At 70.9% G+C, this 22,401-nt stretch carries 17 protein-coding genes; 9 read left to right on the top strand and 8 right to left on the bottom strand.

Annotated elements, in window-relative coordinates; translation table 11 throughout:
* Nucleotides 1-242: 242 nt before the first annotated feature.
* Nucleotides 243-1,136, bottom strand: a complete 894-nt coding sequence (locus tag AB0N06_RS17585) for a DUF2510 domain-containing protein (protein ID WP_366135572.1) — start codon at nucleotides 1,134-1,136, stop codon at nucleotides 243-245.
* Between the two features lie 234 nt (nucleotides 1,137-1,370).
* Here AB0N06_RS17585 and AB0N06_RS17580 point away from each other — a divergent pair, with 234 nt between their 5' ends.
* From AB0N06_RS17580 to AB0N06_RS17570, 3 genes are all read left to right on the top strand, one after another.
* Nucleotides 1,371-2,213 carry an alpha/beta hydrolase gene (locus AB0N06_RS17580; RefSeq protein ID WP_366135571.1) on the top strand — a complete coding sequence of 281 codons (843 nt, stop codon included), beginning with the start codon at nucleotides 1,371-1,373 and terminating at the stop codon, nucleotides 2,211-2,213.
* 81 nt (nucleotides 2,214-2,294) lie between these two features.
* Nucleotides 2,295-2,570, top strand: coding sequence for a TetR/AcrR family transcriptional regulator C-terminal domain-containing protein (locus AB0N06_RS17575; protein ID WP_366135570.1), 276 nt, complete (start codon nucleotides 2,295-2,297; stop codon nucleotides 2,568-2,570).
* 498 nt (nucleotides 2,571-3,068) lie between these two features.
* A complete protein-coding gene (locus AB0N06_RS17570; protein WP_366135569.1) occupies nucleotides 3,069-5,471 on the top strand; it encodes an endonuclease/exonuclease/phosphatase family protein in 2,403 nt (800 codons plus the stop codon).
* A gap of 244 nt (nucleotides 5,472-5,715) precedes the next feature.
* Here AB0N06_RS17570 and AB0N06_RS17565 read toward each other — a convergent pair whose 3' ends face one another.
* Nucleotides 5,716-6,048, bottom strand: coding sequence for a hypothetical protein (locus AB0N06_RS17565; RefSeq protein ID WP_366135568.1), 333 nt, complete (start codon nucleotides 6,046-6,048; stop codon nucleotides 5,716-5,718).
* Between the two features lie 264 nt (nucleotides 6,049-6,312).
* Between AB0N06_RS17565 and AB0N06_RS17560 the strand changes: the two genes are divergently transcribed.
* From AB0N06_RS17560 to AB0N06_RS17545, 4 genes are all read left to right on the top strand, one after another.
* Nucleotides 6,313-6,984, top strand: coding sequence for a TetR/AcrR family transcriptional regulator (locus AB0N06_RS17560; protein WP_366135567.1), 672 nt, complete (start codon nucleotides 6,313-6,315; stop codon nucleotides 6,982-6,984).
* Nucleotides 6,985-7,202: 218 nt separating this feature from the next.
* The gene (locus AB0N06_RS17555; protein WP_366135566.1) at nucleotides 7,203-7,904 is read left to right on the top strand and encodes a helix-turn-helix domain-containing protein; all 702 of its coding nucleotides are present in this window, start codon (nucleotides 7,203-7,205) and stop codon (nucleotides 7,902-7,904) included.
* A 390-nt stretch (nucleotides 7,905-8,294) separates the two neighbouring features.
* Complete coding sequence (locus tag AB0N06_RS17550) at nucleotides 8,295-9,854, top strand: peptidoglycan-binding protein (protein ID WP_366135565.1); 1,560 nt, start codon at nucleotides 8,295-8,297, stop codon at nucleotides 9,852-9,854.
* Between the two features lie 284 nt (nucleotides 9,855-10,138).
* Entirely contained in the window at nucleotides 10,139-11,359 is a 1,221-nt protein-coding gene (locus tag AB0N06_RS17545; RefSeq protein ID WP_366135564.1) for an MFS transporter, read from the top strand.
* A gap of 172 nt (nucleotides 11,360-11,531) precedes the next feature.
* Here the strand turns inward: AB0N06_RS17545 and AB0N06_RS17540 are convergent, their stop codons facing one another.
* The 5 genes from AB0N06_RS17540 to AB0N06_RS17520 all read right to left on the bottom strand — a co-directional run bounded on the left by AB0N06_RS17540 (nucleotide 11,532) and on the right by AB0N06_RS17520 (nucleotide 18,327).
* Nucleotides 11,532-12,683: an XdhC/CoxI family protein gene (locus tag AB0N06_RS17540; RefSeq protein ID WP_366135563.1), complete on the bottom strand. Its 1,152-nt coding sequence runs from the start codon at nucleotides 12,681-12,683 to the stop codon at nucleotides 11,532-11,534.
* Nucleotides 12,684-12,725: 42 nt separating this feature from the next.
* Nucleotides 12,726-14,192, bottom strand: coding sequence for an NCS2 family permease (locus AB0N06_RS17535; protein ID WP_366135562.1), 1,467 nt, complete (start codon nucleotides 14,190-14,192; stop codon nucleotides 12,726-12,728).
* Between the two features lie 261 nt (nucleotides 14,193-14,453).
* Nucleotides 14,454-16,838, bottom strand: coding sequence for a xanthine dehydrogenase subunit D (gene pucD, locus AB0N06_RS17530; protein WP_366135561.1), 2,385 nt, complete (start codon nucleotides 16,836-16,838; stop codon nucleotides 14,454-14,456).
* 2 nt (nucleotides 16,839-16,840) lie between these two features.
* Complete coding sequence (locus AB0N06_RS17525; protein WP_366135559.1) at nucleotides 16,841-17,434, bottom strand: (2Fe-2S)-binding protein; 594 nt, start codon at nucleotides 17,432-17,434, stop codon at nucleotides 16,841-16,843.
* 2 nt (nucleotides 17,435-17,436) lie between these two features.
* Nucleotides 17,437-18,327, bottom strand: a complete 891-nt coding sequence (locus tag AB0N06_RS17520; RefSeq protein ID WP_366135558.1) for a xanthine dehydrogenase family protein subunit M — start codon at nucleotides 18,325-18,327, stop codon at nucleotides 17,437-17,439.
* A 262-nt stretch (nucleotides 18,328-18,589) separates the two neighbouring features.
* Here AB0N06_RS17520 and AB0N06_RS17515 point away from each other — a divergent pair, with 262 nt between their 5' ends.
* Both AB0N06_RS17515 and AB0N06_RS17510 read left to right on the top strand, forming a co-directional pair.
* Nucleotides 18,590-20,320: a PucR family transcriptional regulator ligand-binding domain-containing protein gene (locus tag AB0N06_RS17515; protein ID WP_366135557.1), complete on the top strand. Its 1,731-nt coding sequence runs from the start codon at nucleotides 18,590-18,592 to the stop codon at nucleotides 20,318-20,320.
* 202 nt (nucleotides 20,321-20,522) lie between these two features.
* The gene (locus AB0N06_RS17510; RefSeq protein WP_366135556.1) at nucleotides 20,523-21,308 is read left to right on the top strand and encodes a hypothetical protein; all 786 of its coding nucleotides are present in this window, start codon (nucleotides 20,523-20,525) and stop codon (nucleotides 21,306-21,308) included.
* 248 nt (nucleotides 21,309-21,556) lie between these two features.
* Here the strand turns inward: AB0N06_RS17510 and AB0N06_RS17505 are convergent, their stop codons facing one another.
* Complete coding sequence (locus AB0N06_RS17505; protein WP_366135555.1) at nucleotides 21,557-22,378, bottom strand: GntR family transcriptional regulator; 822 nt, start codon at nucleotides 22,376-22,378, stop codon at nucleotides 21,557-21,559.
* Nucleotides 22,379-22,401 lie beyond the last annotated feature (23 nt).

Raw genomic sequence — 22,401 nt, 5'->3', positions numbered from 1 at the left:
GGCAGACGGTGCACGCGGTGGCGGTGTGCCCCTGCTCCGTACTCACCTGTTCGGTGGATAGTTCGCTGAGTCCGGCACGACGGGGAGAGTGCGAGTTCCGGACGGTCCGGGACGACGCCCGTCGCCTGGCAGGCGGGGCTTTCGAAACACGCCCTACGGCCGCCGGCCCCTGTGATGCTCGCCCGACGCGCGGAACCGGCCCGGGGGAATCAATCCCGCGGGCCGGTTCCTGCCGATTCGCTTCAGGCGGTCTGCCCGGATCCCGAGCCGGTCGAGGCCGACGCCTTGATCCCCTTGGTGATCTCGTCCATCACCGAGAGCGCGGGCGCCTTGGGACCGACGTCGAAGCCGGACCGTACGACCACCAGCATGTCCGCGGACTGCGGGGAGGTAAAGGCCAGCGACTGGACGTAGCCGTCGTCGCCCTCCTTCGTGACCACCTTCCAGCGCACCAGATAGCCCTTGCGGCCCGCGACGGTGACCGCCTCGGACTTGAGCTGCTCGTGCGAGGTGATGGCGCCGTACGCCTTGCCGCCGTACGACGACGTGGCATTGACGGAGATGTCCGCCTTCGCCGCCGCCTCCGCCGTCTTCGCCGTGATCTTCAGCGCCTGGGCCGGGGCGACGAACACCCCTCCGCGCTCGCACTTCTGCGACGCGTCGGCCGGGCATGTGTACGATCCCGTGCTCATCGAGGCACCGATCAGGGCCGACTGGCCGGTCCAGCCGTCGGGCACCGGCAGGCTGATACCAGTGCTCGCGTCCGTGGCATACCCCTTCTCGGACGGCGGTTGCCGCTGGTCGGGCGCCGGACTCCGGCCACCGGGACCACCGGGACCGCCCTGGCCGTTCTGTCCCCCGGGGGGACTGGGCGCCGGCGACTCGACACCGCGGGACGTGTTCTCGGAACTGTGGGATCCATCAGTCAGCAGGACGGCGCCACCCGCGATCGCGGCCAGCACCACCACACCAGCGGTGACGCCGACACCGATCCGGATCCGACGGCGTCGGACGGCCGCGGGCGGCATCCGGAGCTGATCCGTCCATTGACTCCCGTCCCACCAGCGTTCCTGGACAGGGCCTGTTCCTGTATACCCGGGGTCCGTATGCCAGCCGGGAGGGCTCATCTCGGTCACGACGCCCACCGTAGAGGCGCTCCGTGAAAATCGCATGAAACGGTGCGAGGAACCCGCTCAGGGCCGCCGGCAGTGCGCGGACCGCCGAATCGGGGCGTAATGGGCTAGGACCTCTCTTTTCGGAACAGGCTGCGACCAAGGAGTACGGGCAGGACCCGGCGAGCCGGGCACGCTCCGAAGAGAGGCCCCAGGAGCCCGGACCACGACGGGACCGGGCCGTGCGATGGGAGAGCCATGCCGTACATCACCGTTGGCGAGGAGAACTCCGCCGGCATCCATGTGTACTACGAGGACCACGGGACGGGGCAGCCCGTCGTCCTGATCCACGGGTTCCCGCTGAGCGGCGCATCCTGGGAGAAGCAGCTCCCGGTCCTGCTGCGCGCCGGGTACCGGGTGATCACGTACGACCGGCGCGGCTTCGGCCGCTCCTCGCAGCCCACCACGGGGTACGACTACGACACGCTCGCCACGGATCTCAACGCCGTCATGGAGAAGCTCGACCTGCAGAACACCATCCTGGTCGGGTTCTCCATGGGCACCGGCGAGGTCGTCCGTTACCTGGGCAATTACGGATCCGCGCGGGTCGACCGGGCGGCACTGATCGCCCCGATCCCGCCGTTCCTCCTGAAGACCGGGGACAACCCCGAGGGGGTCGACCAGAGCGTCTTCGACGGCATCATGAGTGCCATCGCCTCGGACCGTCCCGCGTATCTGACGACCTTCCTCCATGACTTCAACAACGTCGACAAGCTCGGTGGCACCCGGATCAGTGACCAGGCGCTGCAACTCCAGTGGACGGTGGCCGCCGGTGCGTCGGCCCACGCCACGCTGGCCTGCGTGCCGGCCTGGCTGACGGACTTCCGCGACGACCTGCCCAGGATCGACGTGGAGACGCTGATCGTCCAGGGCAACGAGGACCGCATCCTGCCCATCGACTCCTGCGGGCGGCGGCTGCCCGGCCTGATCAAGAACAGCCGTCTCGTCGAGATCCCCGGCGGCCCGCACAACATCGGCTGGACCCACGCCGAGGAACTCAACGCGATTCTCATGGGATTCCTGAACCGGACAGCCTCCTGAGCGCCGCACGCCGCCGGGGCGTCCGGCCATGACCCGGGAGAGGTCAGCGGCTCCCTGGACCGGGTCCCCGGAGCGTGACCGGTGCGGATTTCCTCTGGGGGACCCGCGCCACAGCCCCGGCGCGGCCCCAAGCCCGCACTCAGCGCGGCCGCCCCGTCCAGCGCACCGGAGGCCCAGCTCCTGGCCGCGCTCGGCACGGTGCTGCGGGACCACGGCGCGGACTACCCGCACCTGGCCGCGGCGACGGCCTCCTCGGCACGCTCCGGGACCCAGGGACAGGACCAGGCCCTGGAGTTCGGCCTTGACCGCATCCTGGACGGCCTGGAGGTCCTGATCGCCGAGCGCGCCCGGAGCTGATCCACGCGAGGGCCCGCAGCGACGCAACTACCGCAGGGCGGTGACGGGCGGGTGTCCTCCATGCGGTCTTCGACTACCGCGACCCCGAGCCCGGCACCGGCGAGAACGTCGCGTTCCGCACTGTCCTCAGCCACATCAGAACCAGTGACTCAGACCGGCCGGCAATGGGGGGTGGGTGAAGGAGCGGGGCTGAGGTGCGTGCCTCGCAAGGCGGAGGATTGAGCCGGATGGGGTCTCCCCTGCTCGAGCGAAGCCGAGAGCCTGGGGAAGGAGCCATGGCGAGGGACGGCAACGCCGCGAGGTGCGTGCCCCAGCCCCGTGACGCCCCCCAAGTGCCGGCCGGTCTTGAGGTCAGCGAACCCGCGGTCCGGCCGTAGCCCGAGTGCGCGCCCGGGGATCGTCGGAGCGTTTTCTGGAATTAACCCCTGATGCCTTGTCACAGCCAGGTCTACGCGCATAGCTTGTGGCCCCTCATCACACTTCGAGGGGCAGCTCACCGTGCACATATCCAGACCTCGTTCCATCCTGCTGGCCGGCGCGGTCGCCGTGACCCTCTCGGCGACCGCGCTGCCTGCCGCCTTCGCGGCCCCTTCCTCGACCGCCGTGATCTCCGAGGTGTACGGGGGCGGGGGCAACTCGGGTGCGACGCTCACCCGCGACTTCGTCGAACTGGCCAACGCCGGCTCGGCCGCGTACGACCTCTCGGGCTTCAGCGTCCAGTACCTGCCCGGCACACCGTCCGCAGGTTCGCTCTGGCAGGTCTCCGCGCTGACCGGGTCCGTCGCGCCCGGCGGCCGCTACCTGGTCGCCCAGGCCGCGGGCACCGGCGGCACCGTCGCCCTGCCCACCCCGGACGCGACCGGCACCGTGGCGATGTCCGCGACCAGCGGAACCGTCGCCCTCGTCTCCGGAACCACCCCGCTGACCTGCAAGACCGCGGCCGACTGCGCCGCCGACACCCGCATCGTGGACCTTGTCGGCTACGGTTCCGCGGTCGTACGGGAGGGCAGTGGCCCGGCTGCGGGTGCCTCCGCCACCGCCTCCGTGGCGCGCGGTACGTCGCTTGCCGACACCGACAACAACGCCGCCGACCTGGCCGCGGGCGCCCCGACACCGGTCAACGCGGCCGGTGAGACGTCCGGCGGAACGGGACCCGGCGACGGGAACCCGACCGAGCCCGGCACCGTGCGGGTGCACGACATCCAGGGCACCACCCGCGTCTCGCCGCTGAACGGCCAGTCGGTGACCGGGGTCCCCGGCGTCGTCACCGGCGTGCGGACCACCGGCTCGCGCGGCTTCTGGATCCAGGACACCACGCCGGACGCGGACGCCCGTACCAGCGAGGGTGTCTTCGTCTACACCGGCTCCACCGTACCCACCGTCGCGGTCGGCGATTCCGTGCTGGTCAGCGGCAAGGTGGACGAGTACTACCCGTCGGCCACCACCCAGTCGATCACCGAGATCACCGCCCCCAGAGTCACGGTCCTGTCGTCGGGCAACGCGCTGCCCGCGCCGGTCGTGCTCGACGCGGCGTCCGTGCCCGACGCGTACGTCCCCTCGGCAGACGGCGGTTCGGTCGACAGGCTGACCCTGGACCCGGCGGCGTACGCCCTCGACCTGTACGAGTCGCTCGAAGGCGCCCGCGTACAGATCGCCGACACCCGGGTCACGGGTGCGACGACCGCGTACAACGAGGTCTGGGTGACGGTCAAGCCGAACGAGAACCCGACGGGGCGCGGCGGCACGCTCTACTCCTCGTACACCGACCAGAACACCGGTCGCATCAAGGTGATGTCGCTGGACACCACCGGCCCCTTCCCCGTCGCGAACGTGGGCGATGAGCTGTCCGGCACCACCACCGGTGTCATGGACTACGCCTCCTTCGGCGGCTACAACCTCCAGGCGACCGAGCTGGGCACGCTCACCGATCACCACCTGCGGCGCGAGGTCACCCGGAAGCAGAGGGACAAGGAGCTCGCGGTCGCCACGTACAACGTGGAGAACCTGGACGCGCTCGACAAGCAGGCCAAGTTCGACACGCTCGCCGCAGGCGTCGCAGTCAACCTCTCCTCCCCCGACATCGTGTCGCTGGAGGAGATCCAGGACGACAACGGTGCGGTGAACGACGGCACGGTCGGCTCCGAGGCGACGCTCAAGCGGTTCACCGACGCGATCGTCGCGGCGGGCGGTCCGCAGTACGCATGGCGCTACATCGCCCCCGTGGACGGCAAGGACGGCGGCGAGCCCGGCGGCAACATCCGTAACGTCTTCCTCTTCAATCCCGAGCGCGTCGAGTTCGTGGACCGCGCGGGCGGCGATGCGACCACCGCCGTGACCGCCGTCCAGACAAAGAAGGGCGTCGCTCTCTCGGCGTCGCCCGGCCGCATCACCCCCACCAACGACGCGTGGGCGGACAGCCGCAAGCCCCTGGTCGGCGAGTTCCGCTTCCACGGGAAGCCGGTGTTCGTCATCGGCAACCATTTCACCTCCAAGGGCGGTGACCAGCCCCTGCACGGCCGCTACCAGGAGCCGACGCGCAGCTCGGAGAAGAAGCGCGTCAAGCAGGCGACGGAGGTCAACACCTTCGTGACGTCGCTGCTGGCGGCGGACAAGTCGGCGCGGGTCATCACCCTCGGGGACCTCAACGACTTCGCGTTCTCGCCGACGATGGACGCGCTGACCGACGGCCAGGTACTCAAGCCGCTGATCACCACGCTGCCGGAGAACGAGCAGTACAGCTATGTGTACGAGGGCAACTCGCAGACGCTGGACCACATCCTGACCAGCCCCGGCGTGATCCGCTTCGACTACGACGTGGTGCACATCAACGCGGAGTTCGCCGACCAGGCGAGCGACCACGACCCGCAGATCGTGCGCGTGGACGTGAACGCACAGGACTGATCCCGTACAGCCGGAGGGGGCCGCCCGGTCGACGGGCGGCCCGCTCTGTTCGACCGGTCGTATCGCTGAGGACGAGTGCGGCGTTGTGGCCGCCGAAGCCGAGCGAGGTTTTGACGGCGGCCTCGAAAGCGCCATTGCCGAACGTCTGCCGCTCCAGACGCGTCCGGATGCCCGAGTAGCTCGGGCATCCGGTGCGGCACTCACAAACTGCCGTGTGTTGATCGCGAACTCACCGCGCTGAGCCTCAGCGACCACCGCCACCGCCGTGGTCACCACCACCGCCGTGGTCACCACCGCCGCCGCCGTGGTCACCGCCGAAGCCATGGTCGAAACCGAAGCCATGGTCGAAACCGAAGCCATGGTCGAAGTCGTGACAGCGGAATCCCCAGTCCCAGCCGTCACCAAACTCGCAACGGTGCCAACCCCAGCCGCCGCCCTGAGACGGGACGGAGGCAACGGCGGACGACGGGGGAGAAGCGGCCGCACTGACAGCGCCGGCTCCGGCCGCTACAGCAAGGAGGGGCGCCGCGCATACCGCGGCGGCTATGCGCCGCATCCTGGTCGTATTCGCGCGCATGATATGTCCCCCCTTCTGGGGGGTCGAGAAAGAGATCTCGGGCGTTCACTGGGGACGCCCATCCGCACCAGATCCTGCGCGCGGGTCCGGTGCGCGGTGATCCACCCACCGGAATTGCCGGCAGCGATTCTCTGGCGGGCTTCAGGATCTTACTATTGAGTACAAGAGGTGTCATACGATACGAAACGCCTCGTATCGCCAAGATAGGGTCACACAGAGGGCAAAGTCAAAGGGCGCACCAGTGGCTCACAAAGGAGGCACACGGTGGTTACTCCCAGGCAGCAGAACGGCCGTCAGGACCCTTTGGCTCCTGAGTACGCCGCCCAGCGCAACCGCATCGTGCCTCGCTACGGGCGGAGGCGCCGGGAGTCTCACGAAGCCGTGCTCCGAGCCACGAAAGCCTTGCTCAGAGAGGTCGGATATCAGCGACTTTCCTTCGAAGGCGTCGCCCGGCGAGCCGGCGTCAGCAAGGCAACGATCTATCGGTGGTGGCCGAACAAGGCCGCGCTGGTGATCGAGGCCCTCAGCGGGGACGTCCCCCTTCCTCCCATCCATGAGACCGGCGACCTGGAAGCCGACCTGCGAACCGCCGTCCGGCTGACCATCGAGCTCGTCTCCGCCATGCCCACGTGCCTGATCCTCCCGGCGCTGCTCGCCGATGTGATCGAGGATCCCACCGGTACCGGAGCCTTCGCCGAGCTCATCGAACCCCGCCGCGCGTCGGTCGTGGAAATGCTGGAGCGAGCCCGGCTCGAAGGCCGGTTGCAGCCCGACACCGATACCTCACTGATGGTCGACATCTACTCCGGAACCGTGGTCTACCTGGCCGCGGTAAGCCGCGAACCCCCCGGCGAGGCGGTGGTGGACCAGCTCGTCAGCCTCCTCCTGCACGGCCACCTCCCATCCCAGACCCCTCCGACGACAACGACGGGCTGAACACGCGGGTGCGACGGCGAATCGCCCGCGCCCCGGCGCCGACCTCGGAGGCAGAACCTGACCGAGGAACGGCGCGCCCGCTCGCGCTCCGAGGAATCGGCAGGTTTCAGGTGCGCCCCCTGACAGCCCGCCGCCCTGGAGGATGCGCGTTCTGGCCCCCGCCACCCGCCCTTCCGGTGGACGACGCTCCTTTCGAAACACGCCCTAGGATTGCCCTGGTGAGCGACAAGCCGGTTCCTGACAAGACTTCCTCCCACACCACCGGGTCCCAGACCCTGGCCCGCGGCCTGACCGCGCTCGGGCTGGTCGCCGGGACGCCGCACGGGCTCGCGGTGCAAGACGTGGCGGACCGCTTGGGCATGCATCGCACCATCGCGTACCGCATCCTGACCACCCTGGCGGAGTTCCGGCTGGTGTTCCGGGGCGCCGACGGCCGCTACCGGGCGGGGTCCGGCACGGCCGCGCTGGCGCGGGGCTATGCGGCCGGGATCCGGGAGGCGTCGTTGCCGGTACTGCGACGGACCGCAGACGAACTGAGGGCCACGGTCGCGCTGATCGCCGCGGAGGGCGACGACGCGGTGGCGGTGGCGGTGGCGGAGCCGCAGTCGGTGGACTACCACCTCTCCTACCGGGTCGGCAGCCGCGACCCGATCGGAGTCGGCGCGGCCGGTCTGGCGCTGGCCTCGTTCCGGCCGCCGTCATCGGACGATTCGGCCGAGCTCGCCGAGGTGCGCAAGCGCGGTTACGCCATGACGTTCGGGCGGGTGGAGCCGGGCGCCTTCGGGGTGGCCGTGCCGCTGCGTTCGGCCGATCCGGCGATGCAGCTGTGCGTCAACCTGATCACCACCCGGGAAGAGGTGGCGCGCGCCTCGGTCACCGGCATGCTGGCCGCCGCCGAGGAGCTCTCCCGTAGCGTCTGACCTGCCGCAGTGGGAGCAGGCCGCCGTCTTCAACGAGCTGGTGCTCGGCTTCCTCGGGGAGCACAAGTGACCGGCGCCGCGGCGCCGGACGGCTCGCGGCGCGCGGAGGCCGCCCGGCTGCTCCTCGACTCGCGCTGCAGCTCGTCGCGGAGCGGGGGCGCGGTACGGTACACATCTGACACCCAGTCATGCAGCCCGGCGACCGGCCGCGCCGCCGGGCTGCTTGCTGTCTCGCTGGTCAACTCTGCCGGAGTGACAGGGAGTTCGACACGCAGGCAAATGTCTTTCATGCCCTGGACGCATGGATAGCCTGAGCCCGCTTCGCGGCCCTCGACCCACCCCACTCGGGTCCGGGGGCCGTTCTTTCTCCCCCACAGAGCAGGAGCAGGTATGCCCAGACGCGCCGCAGCCCACACGAGGGGCCGCGCATCCGTGCTGGTGGCTCTCACTGCCACCGCGCTCGCCGCGACCGGCACTCCGGTCCTCGCCGCACCCCCTCCCGTCGCCGCCGGCTCCTCCATGAACCAGGCGTTCGCGCAGGCGGCACGGAAGTTCGACGTACCGCGCGATCTGCTCGCCGCCGTCGGCTACAGCGAGACGCACCTCGACGGCCACGCCGGGCGCCCCAGTCAGGCGAACGGGTACGGCGTGATGCACCTGGTCAGCAACCCCGGGAACCACACGCTGGAGAAGGCGGCCACACTCACCGGCACGCCGCTGTCGAAGCTCCGTCGGGACACCGCGGCCAACATCCTCGGCGGCGCGGCCGTGCTGCGCGCGTACGCGGACCGCATCGGCCTCGACAGCAACAAGCGCGATGACATCGACGCCTGGTACCCGGCCGTGGCGCGGTACAGCGGCACGACGGGCCGCGCCGCCGCCCTCTATGCCGACGCCGTCTACACCTTCCTCAAGAACGGGATCGTCACCACCGTCCCCGGCGGCGAGCGGGTCTCGGTGACCGCCCGCCCGGTCGCTCCGGAGAAGGGCGCTCTCTCCGACCGCGAGGTACGCACCCATAGCCCCGACTACCCCTCGGCGCTGTGGGTCCCGGCCGACCCGAACAACTTCACCAAGGGCCGGTCGGCGCCGATCAGCAAGGTGATCATCCATGTCACTCAAGGCTCGTACTCGGGCTCGATCAACTGGTTCCAGGACCCCACGGCCGAGGTGAGCGCCCATTACGTGATCCGATCGTCCGACGGGCAGATCACCCAGATGGTCCGTAACAGCGACACCGCACACCACGCCAGGGGTGCGAACGCCTCGGCGCTCGGCATCGAGCACGAGGGGTTCATCGACGACCCGTCCTGGTTCACGGATGCGATGTACCGCTCCTCGGCCGCCCTGACCAGCGCCCTGTGCGACAGATACGGCATCCCGAAGGACCGGGCGCACATCATCGGCCACAGCGAGGCGGCGGGCAGCGACCACACCGACCCGGGCCCGTACTGGGACTGGGCCCGCTACATGGGCTACGTCGAGGGCGACGACAGCAGCGGCAGCAGTGACGGGCTGAGCTTCGCCTCGTACGCCACCCAGCAGAGCGGATCGACGGGCGCCCAGGTCAAGGCGGTGCAGCAGCTGCTGACCGCGCAGGGCTTCGACGCGGGCGCAGTGGACGGGAGGTTCGGCCCGGCCACGCTGACCGCGGTCAAGACGTTCCAGACGGCCCGGGGACTGGGCGCCGGCGGCATCGTCGGCGCGAGGACCTGGACGGCACTGCTGTCGGCCGGGACCGTGCCGACGCTGAAGCAGGGGGGCTCGGGTGAGGACGTGAAGCGGCTCCAGCGCTCGCTGACCGCGGCGCTCGGCACGACCGTGAACGCCGACGGGACCTTCGGCCCGGACACGGTGTCGGCGGTGCGCACCTATCAGAGCGACCGCGGGCTGACGGCGGACGGGATCGTCGGCAGCGGCACCTGGGCGGCGCTGCAGGCAGGACGCTGACCCGGCAGAACGGCAGCAGACGCCGGTAATCGCCATGCCGCTCAACGTGTGGGCGGAGCGGCACGGGTTCGGTTCGACGGGTGAGCCGGCGCGACGGCCGTACAGCCGGGCGTCGGCCGAGCCATGTGCCGCTCGGCGGCCTCATGCTAAATTTGCGCGCATGTTCCTCCTCTGTGCCTAGGACCCCGCACCGACCGTGCCCGTCACACCGGGTGCGGCACTCCGGTGTCCCTGCACGCACACAGCGCGCCAGGTCCGCGCTGCCTTCCCGAGGAACGATCCTCATGCTTTCGCCTTCGCCCACGCCCTCTCACGCTCCTTCGTACGCAGCGGTCCTGCGCACCCGTCATGCCTCCCGCACCTTCGGTGCCGCGCTGCTGGGACGGCTGTCGTACGGGATGATCTCCCTCTCCCTGGTACTGGCGGTCAAGGGCGCCACCGGTTCGTACTCCGTGGCGGGCGCCGTCATGGCCCTGTTCGGGGCGACCAGCGTCTTCCTCTCCCCCGCGCGTGCCGCGCTGATCGACCGGTACGGGCCCCGACGCGTGCTGCCGCCCCTGGCCATCGCGTATGCGCTGCTCCTCTCGGTCCTGGCCCACGCCACCTGGCAGCCCGGCGCGTCGGGTTTCCGGCTGGGCGTGTGGGCCGCGATCGCCGGTGCCTGCACACCACCGCTAGGGCCCGTAATGCGGACCCTGTGGAGCAGCCTCATGCCCGACCGGGAGCTGCTCCAGCGCGCCTACAGCCTGGACGGCGTGGCCGAGGAACTCCTCTTCGTCACCGGGCCCTTGCTGGTGGGGCTGCTGGTGAGATTCGCCGAACCCGTGGCCGGTGTGGCGGTCAGTGCCGCGCTGGTGCTGATCGGGGCGTTGGTCCTGGTGACCTCTCCGGCAGTGCGCGGTACGGGCCCCCGTCCACCGAGGACGAAGCCACTTCCCGCGGCACCGTCCGGGAAACCACTGCTCGGCATGGCCGGGTTGCGTCACGCTGTGGTGGTTGCGGCCGGGATGGGGCTGTGCCTGGGGGCGCTGGAACTGCTGGTGCTGGCCTTCACCGACCGGCATCACCAGGATGCGGCGGCGGCCTGGGTGCTGGCGGCGCTCTCCGCGGGGAGCGCGGTCGGTGGCCTGGCCTACGGCGCCGTCTCGTGGCGCGCGTCGAGTCGGCTGCGACTGACGGCACTTGCCGTCGCCCTGGGGCTGTGCCTGCTCGCGGCCGGGTTGTCACCGAACCTGTACGTGCTGGTCGGCACGGTCGCCGTCGCCGGGCTGTTCGTCGCCCCGGCCCTGACCACGGCGTATCTGATCGCGGACGAGTCCGTCGACGCGGGCAGCCGTACGCAGGCCGGCGCATGGGTCAACACCGCCGTCAATGCCGGGTCCGCGGGCGGAACAGCCGTGGTCGGTCCGATGCTGGGGCATCTGCCGCTCGCGGCGTGCTTTGCCCTGGCCGCGGCCCCGGTGCTGCTCTGCGCTGCGTTCACGGCCGGCGGCGACCGCCGGTGAGGTCCTCCGTCCGCAGACACGCTTCGAGCTCGTCCGCTGGATAGGGCACGGTCTCGCTCCCGCCCAGCATGCGCTGGCGGAACCCGCGCAGCAGGAGGGCCGTCGGCGCGTGCCGGGTGACGGAGCAGGCGCGGGAAACGTTCGGTCTCCCCTGTCGCGGTCCGAGAGCCGGTCAGGCCACCGAGGAGATGCGGCCGGCCACCGGCCGGCCGCCCTCGTGGTGGATCGGGGTGTGTGCGCCGGTGAGCGGGACGCCGCTGCCACCGCGCCGGTCGGCGACGATCTCGGCGGCGATGGAGAGCGCGGTCTCCTCGGGGGTACGTGCTCCGAGGTCGAGGCCGATCGGCGAGTGCAGCCGGGCCAGTTCGAGTTCGGTGACGCCGACCGCGCGCAGCCGGTCGTTGCGTTCCAGATGGGTGCGGCGCGAGCCCATCGCGCCGACGTACGCGACCGGAAGCTTCAACGCCCTTTCCAGCAGCGGAACATCGAACTTGGCGTCATGGGTGAGCACGCAGAGCACAGTGCGCGCGTCGACGGCGGTCGCCGCAAGGTAGCGGTGCGGCCAGTCGACGACGATCTCGTCGGCGTCGGGAAAGCGGGCCGCCGTGGCGAAGACGGGGCGGGCATCGCACACGGTGACGTGGTACCCGAGGAATGTGCCGGCCCTGACCAGGGCGGCGGCGAAGTCGATGGCCCCGAAGACGATCATCCGGGGGGGCGGAACGCTCGATTCGACGAGCAGGGCAAGAGGGCGGCCGCAGCGTGATCCCTCGGCGCCGATGGTGACAGGGCCGGTGCGGCCCGCGTCCAGCATGGCGCGGGCCTCGGCCGCGGCGGTGCGGTCCAGCTCCGGGTGTCCGCCGAGACCACCCTCGTACGAACCGTCGGGGTGGACGAGTTGGGGGCGGCCGAGGAGTTCGGCGGGGCCGTCGGTGATCCGTACCACCGCCGCCGCCTGGCTCGCGGCCGCGGCGGCGAGCGCGGCGGCGAACACCGGGCGTGCGGGGTCGTCCACGCGGACCGGTGTCACCAGGATGTCGATGATGCCGCCGCAGGTCAGACCGACCGCGAAGGCGTCCTCATCGCTGTAGCCGAACTGCTCACGTACGGTGATGCCGTCCTCGAGGGCCTGTTGGCACAGCTCGTACACCGCACCCTCCACACAACCGCCGGAGACCGAACCGATCGCGTTGCCGTCGCGGTCGACGGCGAGGGCGGCTCCCGGCTGCCGGGGCGCGCTCCCGCCGACCGCCACGACCGTGGCGACGGCGAACTCGCGTCCCTGCCCGACCCACCGGTGAAGCTCTTCGGCGATGTCCAGCATGGTGTGTCTCCTTAAGCGAGGTGTGGAGGGTGGAGCGGGTGGTCAGTTGACGCCCAGCCAGCTCTCGATCGGGTGCAGGGCGAAGTAGATGACGAAAATCACCGTGAGTCCCCACATGAAACCGCCTACCTCCCGGGCCCTGCCCTGGGCCGCCTTGATGGCCACGTAGGAGATGACACCGGCTGCGACGCCGGTGGTGATGGTGTAGGTGAAGGGCATCAGGACCACGGTCAGGAAGACCGGGATCGCGACGGAACGATCGCTCCAGTCCACATGGCGGGCGTTCTGCATCATCATCGCTCCGATGACGACCAGGGCGGCGGAAGCCACCTCGGCGGGCACGATCGCGGTGAGCGGCGTGAAGAACAGACAGGCCGCGAAGAAGAGTCCCGTGACGACGGAGGCGAGGCCGGTGCGGGCACCTTCGCCGACGCCGGTCGCCGACTCGACGAACACGGTCTGACCGGAGCCTCCGGCGACGCCGCCGATCGCACCGCCTGCGCCGTCGATGAACAGCGCCTTGGACAGGCCGGGCATCCGGCCCCTGTCGTCGGCGAGCCCGGCCTCCGTGCCGACGCCGATGATGGTGGCCATCGCGTCGAAGAAGCCGGCCAGCACGAGGGTGAAGACGATGAAGCCGACAGTCATCGCGCCGACGTCGCCCCAGCCGCCGAAATCGACGTTCCCGAAGAGCGAGAACTCCGGCAAGGAGACCGCGCTGCCCTTGAGCTCCGGCGCACCGCTGAACCAGGCCTTGGGGTCGATGTTGCCGACCGTGTTGACGACCATGGCGATCACGGTTCCGACGACGATGCCGATAAGGATCGCACCGGGGACGTTGCGCGCCTGCAGCATGAAGATCAGCAGCAGGGTCACGCAGAAGATCAGCACCGGCCAGCCGGCCAGTTCACCGGTCAGGCCGAGAGAGACGGGACCACCGCCCGGGGCCGGGTTCTCGTGCACGAATCCGGCCTTGACGAGGCCGATCAGGGCGATGAACAGGCCGATGCCCATCGTGATGCCGTGCTTCAGCGCGAGCGGGATCGCGTTCATGATCAGCTCACGCAGACCGGCGACCACCAGGAGGCAGATCACCAGCCCGTACATCACGCACATACCCATGGCCTGCGGCCAGGTCATTTCGGGGGCTACCTGCGACGAGAGGACGCCGGAGACGCTGAGCCCGGCCGCGAGCGCCAAGGGCACCTTGCCGACGAAGCCCATCAGCAGGGTGGTCGCGGCCGCGGCGAGCGCGGTGGCGGTGATCAGTCCCGGCCGGCTGAGCAGATGTCCTTCGACGTCCTTGCCGCCGAGGATGAGCGGGTTGAGCAGGAGGATGTACGCCATGGCCATGAAGGTCGTGACGCCGCCGCGCACTTCGCGCGCAACCGTGGATCCACGCTCGGAAATGTGGAAGTACCGGTCGAGCCAGGATCTGCCGGCGGGGACGCGCGAGCCGGGGCCCGCCTCCTCCGCGGTGGTCCTGGACTCCACTGACTGCTGGGTCATGATGCCTGACTCCCAAGGTTCACAGGGGCACCCGCGATGGAGACTCGTGCTGCGGGTTTTGGGATGACTGCTTGGCTGCACGACCCGGGGGACGGCCCGAGACGAACTGTTCACGCAGAGTGGATGTGCGGGTACTGCGGGTGTTTCCGGCCGAGCACCGCGAGCGGTGCGGTGCATGGGTTCTCCGGGCGTTGCGGGCGGCGGACGTGTGACGTTCCTGGGAGGCACGCACCGCCCGGAGAGTTCGGCGGGAGCCGTCGGTCAGGTGCCGGTGAGGTGCTCGGGGCGCACCGGTGTCCTGTTCAGCTCCAGACCCGTCGCGTTCCGGATCGCCGCGAGAACGGCCGGGGTCGACGACAGGGTCGGGGCCTCGCCGACGCCACGGAGCCCGTACGGGGCGTGGTCGTCGGCGAGTTCGAGCACATCGACCGGGATGGTCGGCGTGTCGAGGATGGTGGGGATCAGGTAGTCCGTGAAGGACGGGTTGCGTACCTTCGCGGTCTTCGGGTCGACGATGATCTCCTCCATGACGGCGACGCCCAGGCCCTGGGTGGTGCCGCCCTGGATCTGTCCTTCGACGGACAGCGGGTTGAGGGCCTTGCCGACGTCCTGGGCGCAGGCCAGTTCGATGACCTTGACCAGGCCGAGCTCGGTGTCGACCTCGACGACCGCGCGGTGCGCGGCGAAGGAGTACTGGACGTGGCCGTTGCCCTGGCCGGTGCGCAGGTCGAACGCCTCGGTGGGCCGGTGGCGCCACTCCAGCTCGATGTCGACCGCCTCGTCCTCCAGTACGTCGACCAGATCGGCGAGCACCTCGCCGCCGTCGGTGACGACCTTTCCGTCTTCGAGGAGCAGCTCGGCGGTGGCCCAGGCGGGGTGGTACGTACCGAACTTGCGGCGGCCGATCTCCAGGACCTTCTCACGGACGGCCTCGCAGGAGTGCTTCACGGCGCCACCGGTGACGTATGTCTGCCGGGAGGCCGAGGTGGATCCGGCCGAGCCGACCTGGGTGTCGGCCGGGTGGATGGTGACCTGGGAGACACCGAGCTCGGTGCGGGCGATCTGGGCGTGGACGGTGACGCCGCCCTGTCCGACCTCCGCCATCGCGGTGTGCACGGTGGCGACCGGTTCGCCGCCGACGACCTCCATGCGGACCCGGGCGGTCGAGTAGTCGTCGAAGCCCTCGGAGAAGCCGACGTTCTTGATGCCGACCGCGTAGCCGATGCCGCGTACGACGCCTTCGCCGTGGGTGGTGTTGGACAGGCCGCCGGGCAGCGCCCGTACGTCGGCCTGCTCGCCGGCGACCTCCCACTGGCGCTCGGGCGGCAGCGGCCTTGCCTTGACCCGGCGCAGCAGCTCGGCGACCGGTGCCGGTGAGTCGACGACCTGCCCGGTCGGCAGGAGGGTGCCCTGCTCCATGGCGTTGAGCTGCCTGAACTCGACCGGATCCATACCCAGTTCGGCCGCGAGCTTGTCCATCTGCGCCTCGTACGCGAAGCACGCCTGGACCGCGCCGAAGCCGCGCATGGCGCCGCACGGCGGGTTGTTCGTGTAGAGCGCGATCGCTTCGATGTCGACGTCGTCGATGACGTACGGGCCGACGGAGAGCGAGGAGGCGTTACCGACGACGGCCGGGGAGGCGGAGGCGTAGGCGCCGCCGTCCAGCACGATGCGGCACTTCATGTGGGTGAGTTTGCCGTCGCGGGTCGCGCCGTGCTCGTACCAGAGCTTCGCGGGGTGGCGGTGGACGTGTCCGAAGAAGGACTCGAACCGGTTGTAGACGATCTTGACCGGCTTGCCGGTGCGGAGCGCCAGCAGGCAGGCGTGGATCTGCATCGACAGGTCCTCGCGGCCGCCGAAGGCGCCGCCGACGCCGGAGAGCGTCATGCGGACCTTGTCCTCGGGCAGGCCGAGGACGGGGGCGATCTGGCGGAGGTCGGAGTGCAGCCACTGCGTGGCGACGTACAGATCGACGCCGCCGTCCTCGGCGGGGACGGCCAGGCCGGACTCGGGGCCGAGGAAGGCCTGGTCCTGCATGCCGAAGACGTACTCGCCGCTGACGATCACATCGGCGCGGGCCGCTGCCGCGTCCGCGTCGCCGCGGACGATGGGCTGGCGGTGGACGATGTTCGGGTGCGGGACGTGCCCGGCGTGGTGGTCGGTCCGGCCCTCGTGGATGAGGATCGCGTCGGGGGCGGTGGCGGACGCCTCGTCGGTGATGACGGGCAGCTCGCGGTAATCGATCCTGATCTTCGCAGCGGCGCGGCGGGCGGTCTCCGGGTGGTCGGCGGCGACGAGCGCCACCGGTTCGCCGTGGTGACGGACCTTGCCGTGGGCGAGAACGGGGGTGTCCTGGATCTCCAGGCCGTAGTTCTTCACCGAGGTCGGCAGGTCGTCATAGGTGAGCACGGCATAGACGCCGGAGGTGGCGAGCGCCTCGGAGGTGTCGATCGAGACGATCTCGGCATGCGCGACCGTGGAGCGCAGCGTGTGGCCCCAGAGCATGTCCTCGTGCCACATGTCCGAGGAGTAGGCGAACTCGCCGGTGACCTTCAGGATGCCGTCGGGGCGGAGCGTGGACTCGCCGATGCCTCCCTTGGCGCGGGTGCCCTGGTTGATGTTCGTGGGGGAGCCGGTAACGCCCATCGTCAGACCGTTTCTTCCGCGCGGGCGGCCGCGAGGCGGACCGCGTCGAGGATCTTCTCGTAGCCGGTGCAGCGGCAGAGGTTGCCGGAGAGCGCCTCGCGGATGTCCGCGTCGGACGGCTCCGGGTTGCGCTCCAGCAACTCATCGGCGGCGACGAGCAGACCGGGGGTGCAGAAGCCGCACTGGACGGCGCCCGCGTCGATGAACGCCTGTTGGATCGGGGAGAGTTCGCCGGTGTCGCGGGGCTGCTCTCCGGTCGGCTTGGCCTCCCACCGGCGGGCCTGGTCGAGCGTGGTCCCGCAGGCGCCGGAGGCACAGCCGCTGCCGGGGTGCGCCTCGGAGCGGTGGGCGGCGAAGTCGGCGAGCCCCTCCACGGTGACGACCTCGCGGCCCTCCACCTGACCTGCGGCGACCAGACAGGCACAGACCAGGACGCCGTCCAGGCGGACCGTGCAGGAGCCGCATTCGCCTTGCTCGCAGGCGTTCTTGGAACCGGGCAGGCCCATCCGCTCGCGCAGCACGTAGAGGAGGGACTCGCCCTCCCAGACGTCGTCGGCCTCCTGCTTACGGCCGTTGACCGTGAAATTGACGCGCATGATCAGGCAGCTCCTTCGGTGCTGCGGCCGTTGCCGCGGTACGACTCCCAGGTCCAGCCGAGGGTGCGGCGGGCCATGATCCCCACCGCGTGCCTGCGGTAGTTGGCGGTGCCGCGCACATCGTCGATCGGGTTGCAGGCGCCGGCGGCGAGCGTGGCGAACTGCGCGGCGATGGACGGTGTGATGATCGTGCGGCTGTCCCAGAACCCGCCCTCTTCGAGCGCGGCGTTCAGAAATTCCTCGGCCTCCTTCGCCCGGATGGGTGTCGGGGCGGCGGAACCGATGCCGGTACGGACCGTGCGGGTCTTCGGGTGCAGGGCCAGGCCGAAGGCACAGACCGCGATGACCATCGCGTTGCGGGTGCCGACCTTGGAGTACTGCTGCGGCCCGTCGGCCTTCTTGATGTGCACGGCCCGGATCAGCTCGTCCGGTTCGAGGGCGTTGCGCTTGACGCCGGTGTAGAAGGCGTCGATCGGGATCATCCGGGTTCCGCGTACGGACTCGGCCTCGACCTCGGCGCCCGCGGCGAGCAGGGCCGGGTGGGCGTCACCGGCGGGCGAGGCGGTACCCAGGTTGCCGCCGACGCCTCCGCGGTTGCGGATCTGCGGGGATGCGACGGTGTGCGAGGCGAGCGCCAGCCCGGGCAGCTCGGCCCGCAGGTGCTCCATGATGTCGCTGTACGGCACGGAGGCGCCGAGCCGCACCGTCTCCTGGCCCACCTCCCACTCGGTCAGCTCACCGATGCGGTTCAGGTCCAGGAGGTACTCGGGCCGCCGGTGGTCGAAGTTGATCTCGACCATCACATCGGTGCCGCCCGCAATGGGCACAGCCGTCGGGTGCTCGGCCTTGGCGGCGAGCGCCTCCTCCCAGCTGGCGGGGCGAAGGAAGTCCATGAGTGGCTCTCTTCTTCTCATTCGGGTCGCGTTCGCTGGGGCTGGGGACGGCCGGCCCTCGATCGGCTTGTTCATGCGCTGTTGACGCGATGTGTGACCCAGTACACAACCGGGACTCCACACGGTGCAGTCACCGAAACCATGAAGGAGTTGGCTGGTCTCCGTCCTCGTCTTGTAGATTCGAACGAATAGCGGGGATCAGTAACCTCACCGCACTACCCAGTTTTCACCCGCACCAACGAAAGAGATCGGCGGCAACGAGATGCGGCTGCGCGCACTGCTGGAAACCGATGCGCTGGGCTTGCGGCTGCTCAGTGGCGAGGACGAGCTCGACCGGTCCGTCCGCGGCGTCATGACCACCGACCTGCGGGACCCGAGCCGCTACCTGGCCGGCGGGGAGCTGGTCCTGACGGGCCTGGCGTGGCGCCGGGACGCGGCGGACTCGGAGCCGTTCGTACGGATCCTGGCGGGCGCCGGGGTCGCCGGACTCGCGGCCGGCGAGGCGGAGCTCGGTGACATCCCCGACGATCTGGTCGAGGCGTGCGCGCGGCACCGGCTCCCCCTCTTCGCCGTCCATGAGAACGTCGCGTTCGCAACGATCACCGAGCATGTGGTGCGCCAGGTGTCCGGCGAGCGGGCGGGCGACCTGGCAGCGGTCGTGGACCGGCACCGCAGGCTGATGACCTCGGGCCCGGCCGGCGGCGGCCCGGAGGTGGTCCTCGATCTGCTCGGCTCGGACCTCGATCTGCACGCCTGGGTGCTCTCTCCCACCGGCCGGCAGATCGCGGGCGCCGGTGCGCCGCTGCCCGGCCCGGTCGGCGCGGTGCTGGCCGGCCGGCATCTGGCCGCCACCCGCACCGGCCGCCGGGGTCCGCACCGGGCCACCGTCGACGGCACCACGTATTCGCTGTTCCCGATCCGGAACACCGGCAGGAGTGCCGCTCCCGCGTCCCGCGATGTCCGCGAGTCGTTCCTCTCCGACTGGCTGCTCGCGGTGGAGGCCGACGCGAGCGACTGGCCGGCTGCCCGGCTGGATCTGCTCCAGGGCGTCACCCAGCTGATCGCGGTCGAACGGGACCGGCGCGACGCGGCCCGCACGGTACGCCGCAGGCTCGCCCAGGAGGTCCTGGAGCTGGTCCAGACGGGTGCCGCGCCCACCGAGATCGCGGCCAGGCTGCGGGTCGCGGCCCCGGTCCTGCTGCCCGGCCTCGGCACCGCCCCGCACTGGCAGATCGTCGTCGCCCGGGTCGACTGGGACGTCGAGCGCGCGCCGGGCTCCACGGGCGGCGCGGGCACATCCGGCATCGCGGGCAGCCCCGTCGCCCAGGCGCTGCTGGAGGAGATCCTGGTCGACCCGGCGGTCACCGGCCCCGACTCCGCCGACCGGATCGCGGTCGCGCACATGGGCGACGAGGCGGTCGCCCTCGTACCGCTGCCTGCTGCCGCCGCACCGGTGCCGGATCTCACGGACGCCGCGGCCGGCGCCGAGGACGACCCGGCGCTGCGCGCCGACGCGCTGCTCGCCGCCGTCAGCGAACCGCTCTCCGCAGGCCTCGCCGACGACGGCCGCCTGACACTGGGTGTCAGCGCCGCGGTGCACTCCCCCGAAGGGCTGCGCGGCGCCCTGGAGGAGGCCCGGCACGCCCGCCGGGTGGCGGCGGCCCGTCCGGGCCGGGTCTGCGCGGCCGGCCACCACGAGCTCGCCTCACACGTCCTGCTGCTGCCGTTCGTCCCGGACGATGTGCGCCGCGCGTTCACCGCACGGCTGCTCGACCCGCTGCGCGACTACGACCGGCGCCACCGGGCCGAACTGATCCCGACCCTGGGAGCGTTCCTGGACTGCGACGGTTCCTGGACCCGCTGCGCGGCCCGACTGCATCTGCACGTCAACACCTTGCGCTACCGGGTCGGGCGAATCGAGCAGTTGACGGGGCGTGACCTTTCGCGCCTCGAGGACAAGCTCGATTTCTTCCTCGCCCTGCGTATGAGCTGACTCCTCGCGTCTACCACAGCTCTCCCCGCGACCGGCCGATTGTGAATTCATTCACCTGACCCCTTGGCCCGGCGTGCCATTCCGTGCTGAGATGCCGCCAGACTCAATGCCTGTCGTCGAGCCCGGGTCGGACCCCGGTTCGAGGACGGGTCCTCAACAGCTCAATGGCGCGCTCGGGGAGGGCAATGTGGCGCATACCGCCATGTCTGGTTCCGGAACGACAGCAGATGACGATCCGCCGCTCCAGACAGCGGTATGGCGGCTGCGGTCACGCGCCTGCTGGTCGGACGCCGCCGCTCTGCTCGAACGCGACGCCACGACCGATCCGGCCGCGGCACTCCAGCGGACGGCTCTGCTGATCGAACGCTGTCTGTACACCGGCGACGGCTGGACCGACGCCGAGGACGCCCTGCGCACCGCCGAGGCCCTCGCCCACGACGACGCCGAGCGGGGCGCCGCTGCCTGCGAACGCGGCCATCTGGCATACGCGTCGACCCTCCTCGGGGTACGGGACCGGGCCGACGAGGCTCGGGTCGCGCTGAGCCGGTCCGCCGCCCTGCTCTCCCCCGCGGCCCCGGGCCGCCCGCTGCTCGACTTCCGCCGCGGCCTGATCGCGCAGAACATCGCCGACTCGCCGCAGGCCGCCCGTGCCGCGTACCGCAGGGCGCACGCCGGGGCCACGGCCCAGGGCGACGAGCTGCTGCTCTCCTCGACGTGGCGTCACCTGGCGCTGCTGTCGCTGCGCGAGGGCGAACTGGCCGAGGCCCGGCACGGGTTCGCCGAATCGCTGCGGATAAGGGAGGAGCTGGGCTATCTGATCGGCACGGCCCCGGCGCTCATCGCTCTGGCGGACACCGAACCGGAACCGGAGGCGGCGGCGCGGCTGCGCGCCGAGGCGGGGCGCCTCTTCCGCCTTCTGGGGGGCGTACCGACCTGGCTGGCCCCACACCTGGAGCCGCCGGCCCCCGGAACGGCCGAGGCGAACTGAGCACGGGTCCGCCGCAAAGGTCCGTCAGGTACGGTCCTCGACCGGATCACCGGGCTGCCGTCCCACGTCGCTCCGTTCGGGGGTCGGCGTCGGACGCGGCGGTGCGGGCGGTGGGTTCGGGCCACGGTTCGGGTTCAGCGGCACCGCGGCGGCGGGCTTTCCGTCCTGCCCGCTAGTGTCGCGCCGGGGCGAGGTCACCGGGGACTTCGGCGGTGCGAGCCTCCTCGTCGGCGGCCCCGACCGTGGTGTCAGCGGTCCGCGCCCGCGAAGTGTTCGCGTACGAGCGACTGCACGACGGCGAGATCCTGGGCAATCAGCGCGTCGAGCAGCGCGGTGTGCTCCGCGGCGTCGGCGAGCAGATCGGCGCGGCGGGTGGCCGGGTTGTGCTCCAGGGGCCACTGGGAGCGCCGGTGCAGATCGTCGGCGACCATCACGAGCTGCTGGTTGCCGGAGAGCGCGAGGACCGCACAGTGGAAGGCGCGGTCGGACTCGGCGTAGCTCGCCCGGTCCCCCACCGCGGCGGCCGCGACGGTGGCCTCGGCCAGCGGACGCAGGGCGCCCCAGCGGGCCTGCTCCACGGTGCGGGCCAGCCGCAGCATGACGGGCACCTCGATCAGGGCGCGCACCTCGGCCAGTTCGGCGAGCTCCTGCGGGCCGCGCTCGGCGACCCGGAAGCCGCGGTTCGGCACGACCTCGACGGCGCCCTCGATCACCAGCTGCTGCATCGCCTCACGGACGGGCGTCGCCGACACGCCGAAGCGGGCGCCGAGCACCGGGGCGGAGTAGACCTGCCCGGGCAACAGCTCGCCGTCGACGAGGGCGGCGCGCAGGGCGTCCAGGATCTGGCCGCGCACGGAGTGCCGCTGCACCACGACGCGGGGCGCGGGCGGCTCGCTGTGGGTGTGCTCACCACGCACCCGCTCGGCACCGGCCCGCTCGGCACATGGCTGACTACCGCGCGCCTGGTCCGGCATCCGGACGGACGGTACCGACGGCGGCGTGGCCGCGGACGAGGACGCGGCGGACGTGTACGGCGCCCGCGCCTGCTCACGCGCTCTGCCCTGCTCCACTCGGACCTCCTCGGCCGGCCGTG

The organism is Streptomyces sp. NPDC051020 (assembly GCF_040683105.1).
In the GTDB taxonomy this organism is placed as follows: Bacteria; Actinomycetota; Actinomycetes; order Streptomycetales; family Streptomycetaceae; genus Streptomyces.
This window is presented reverse-complemented; position numbering and strand designations above follow the sequence as displayed.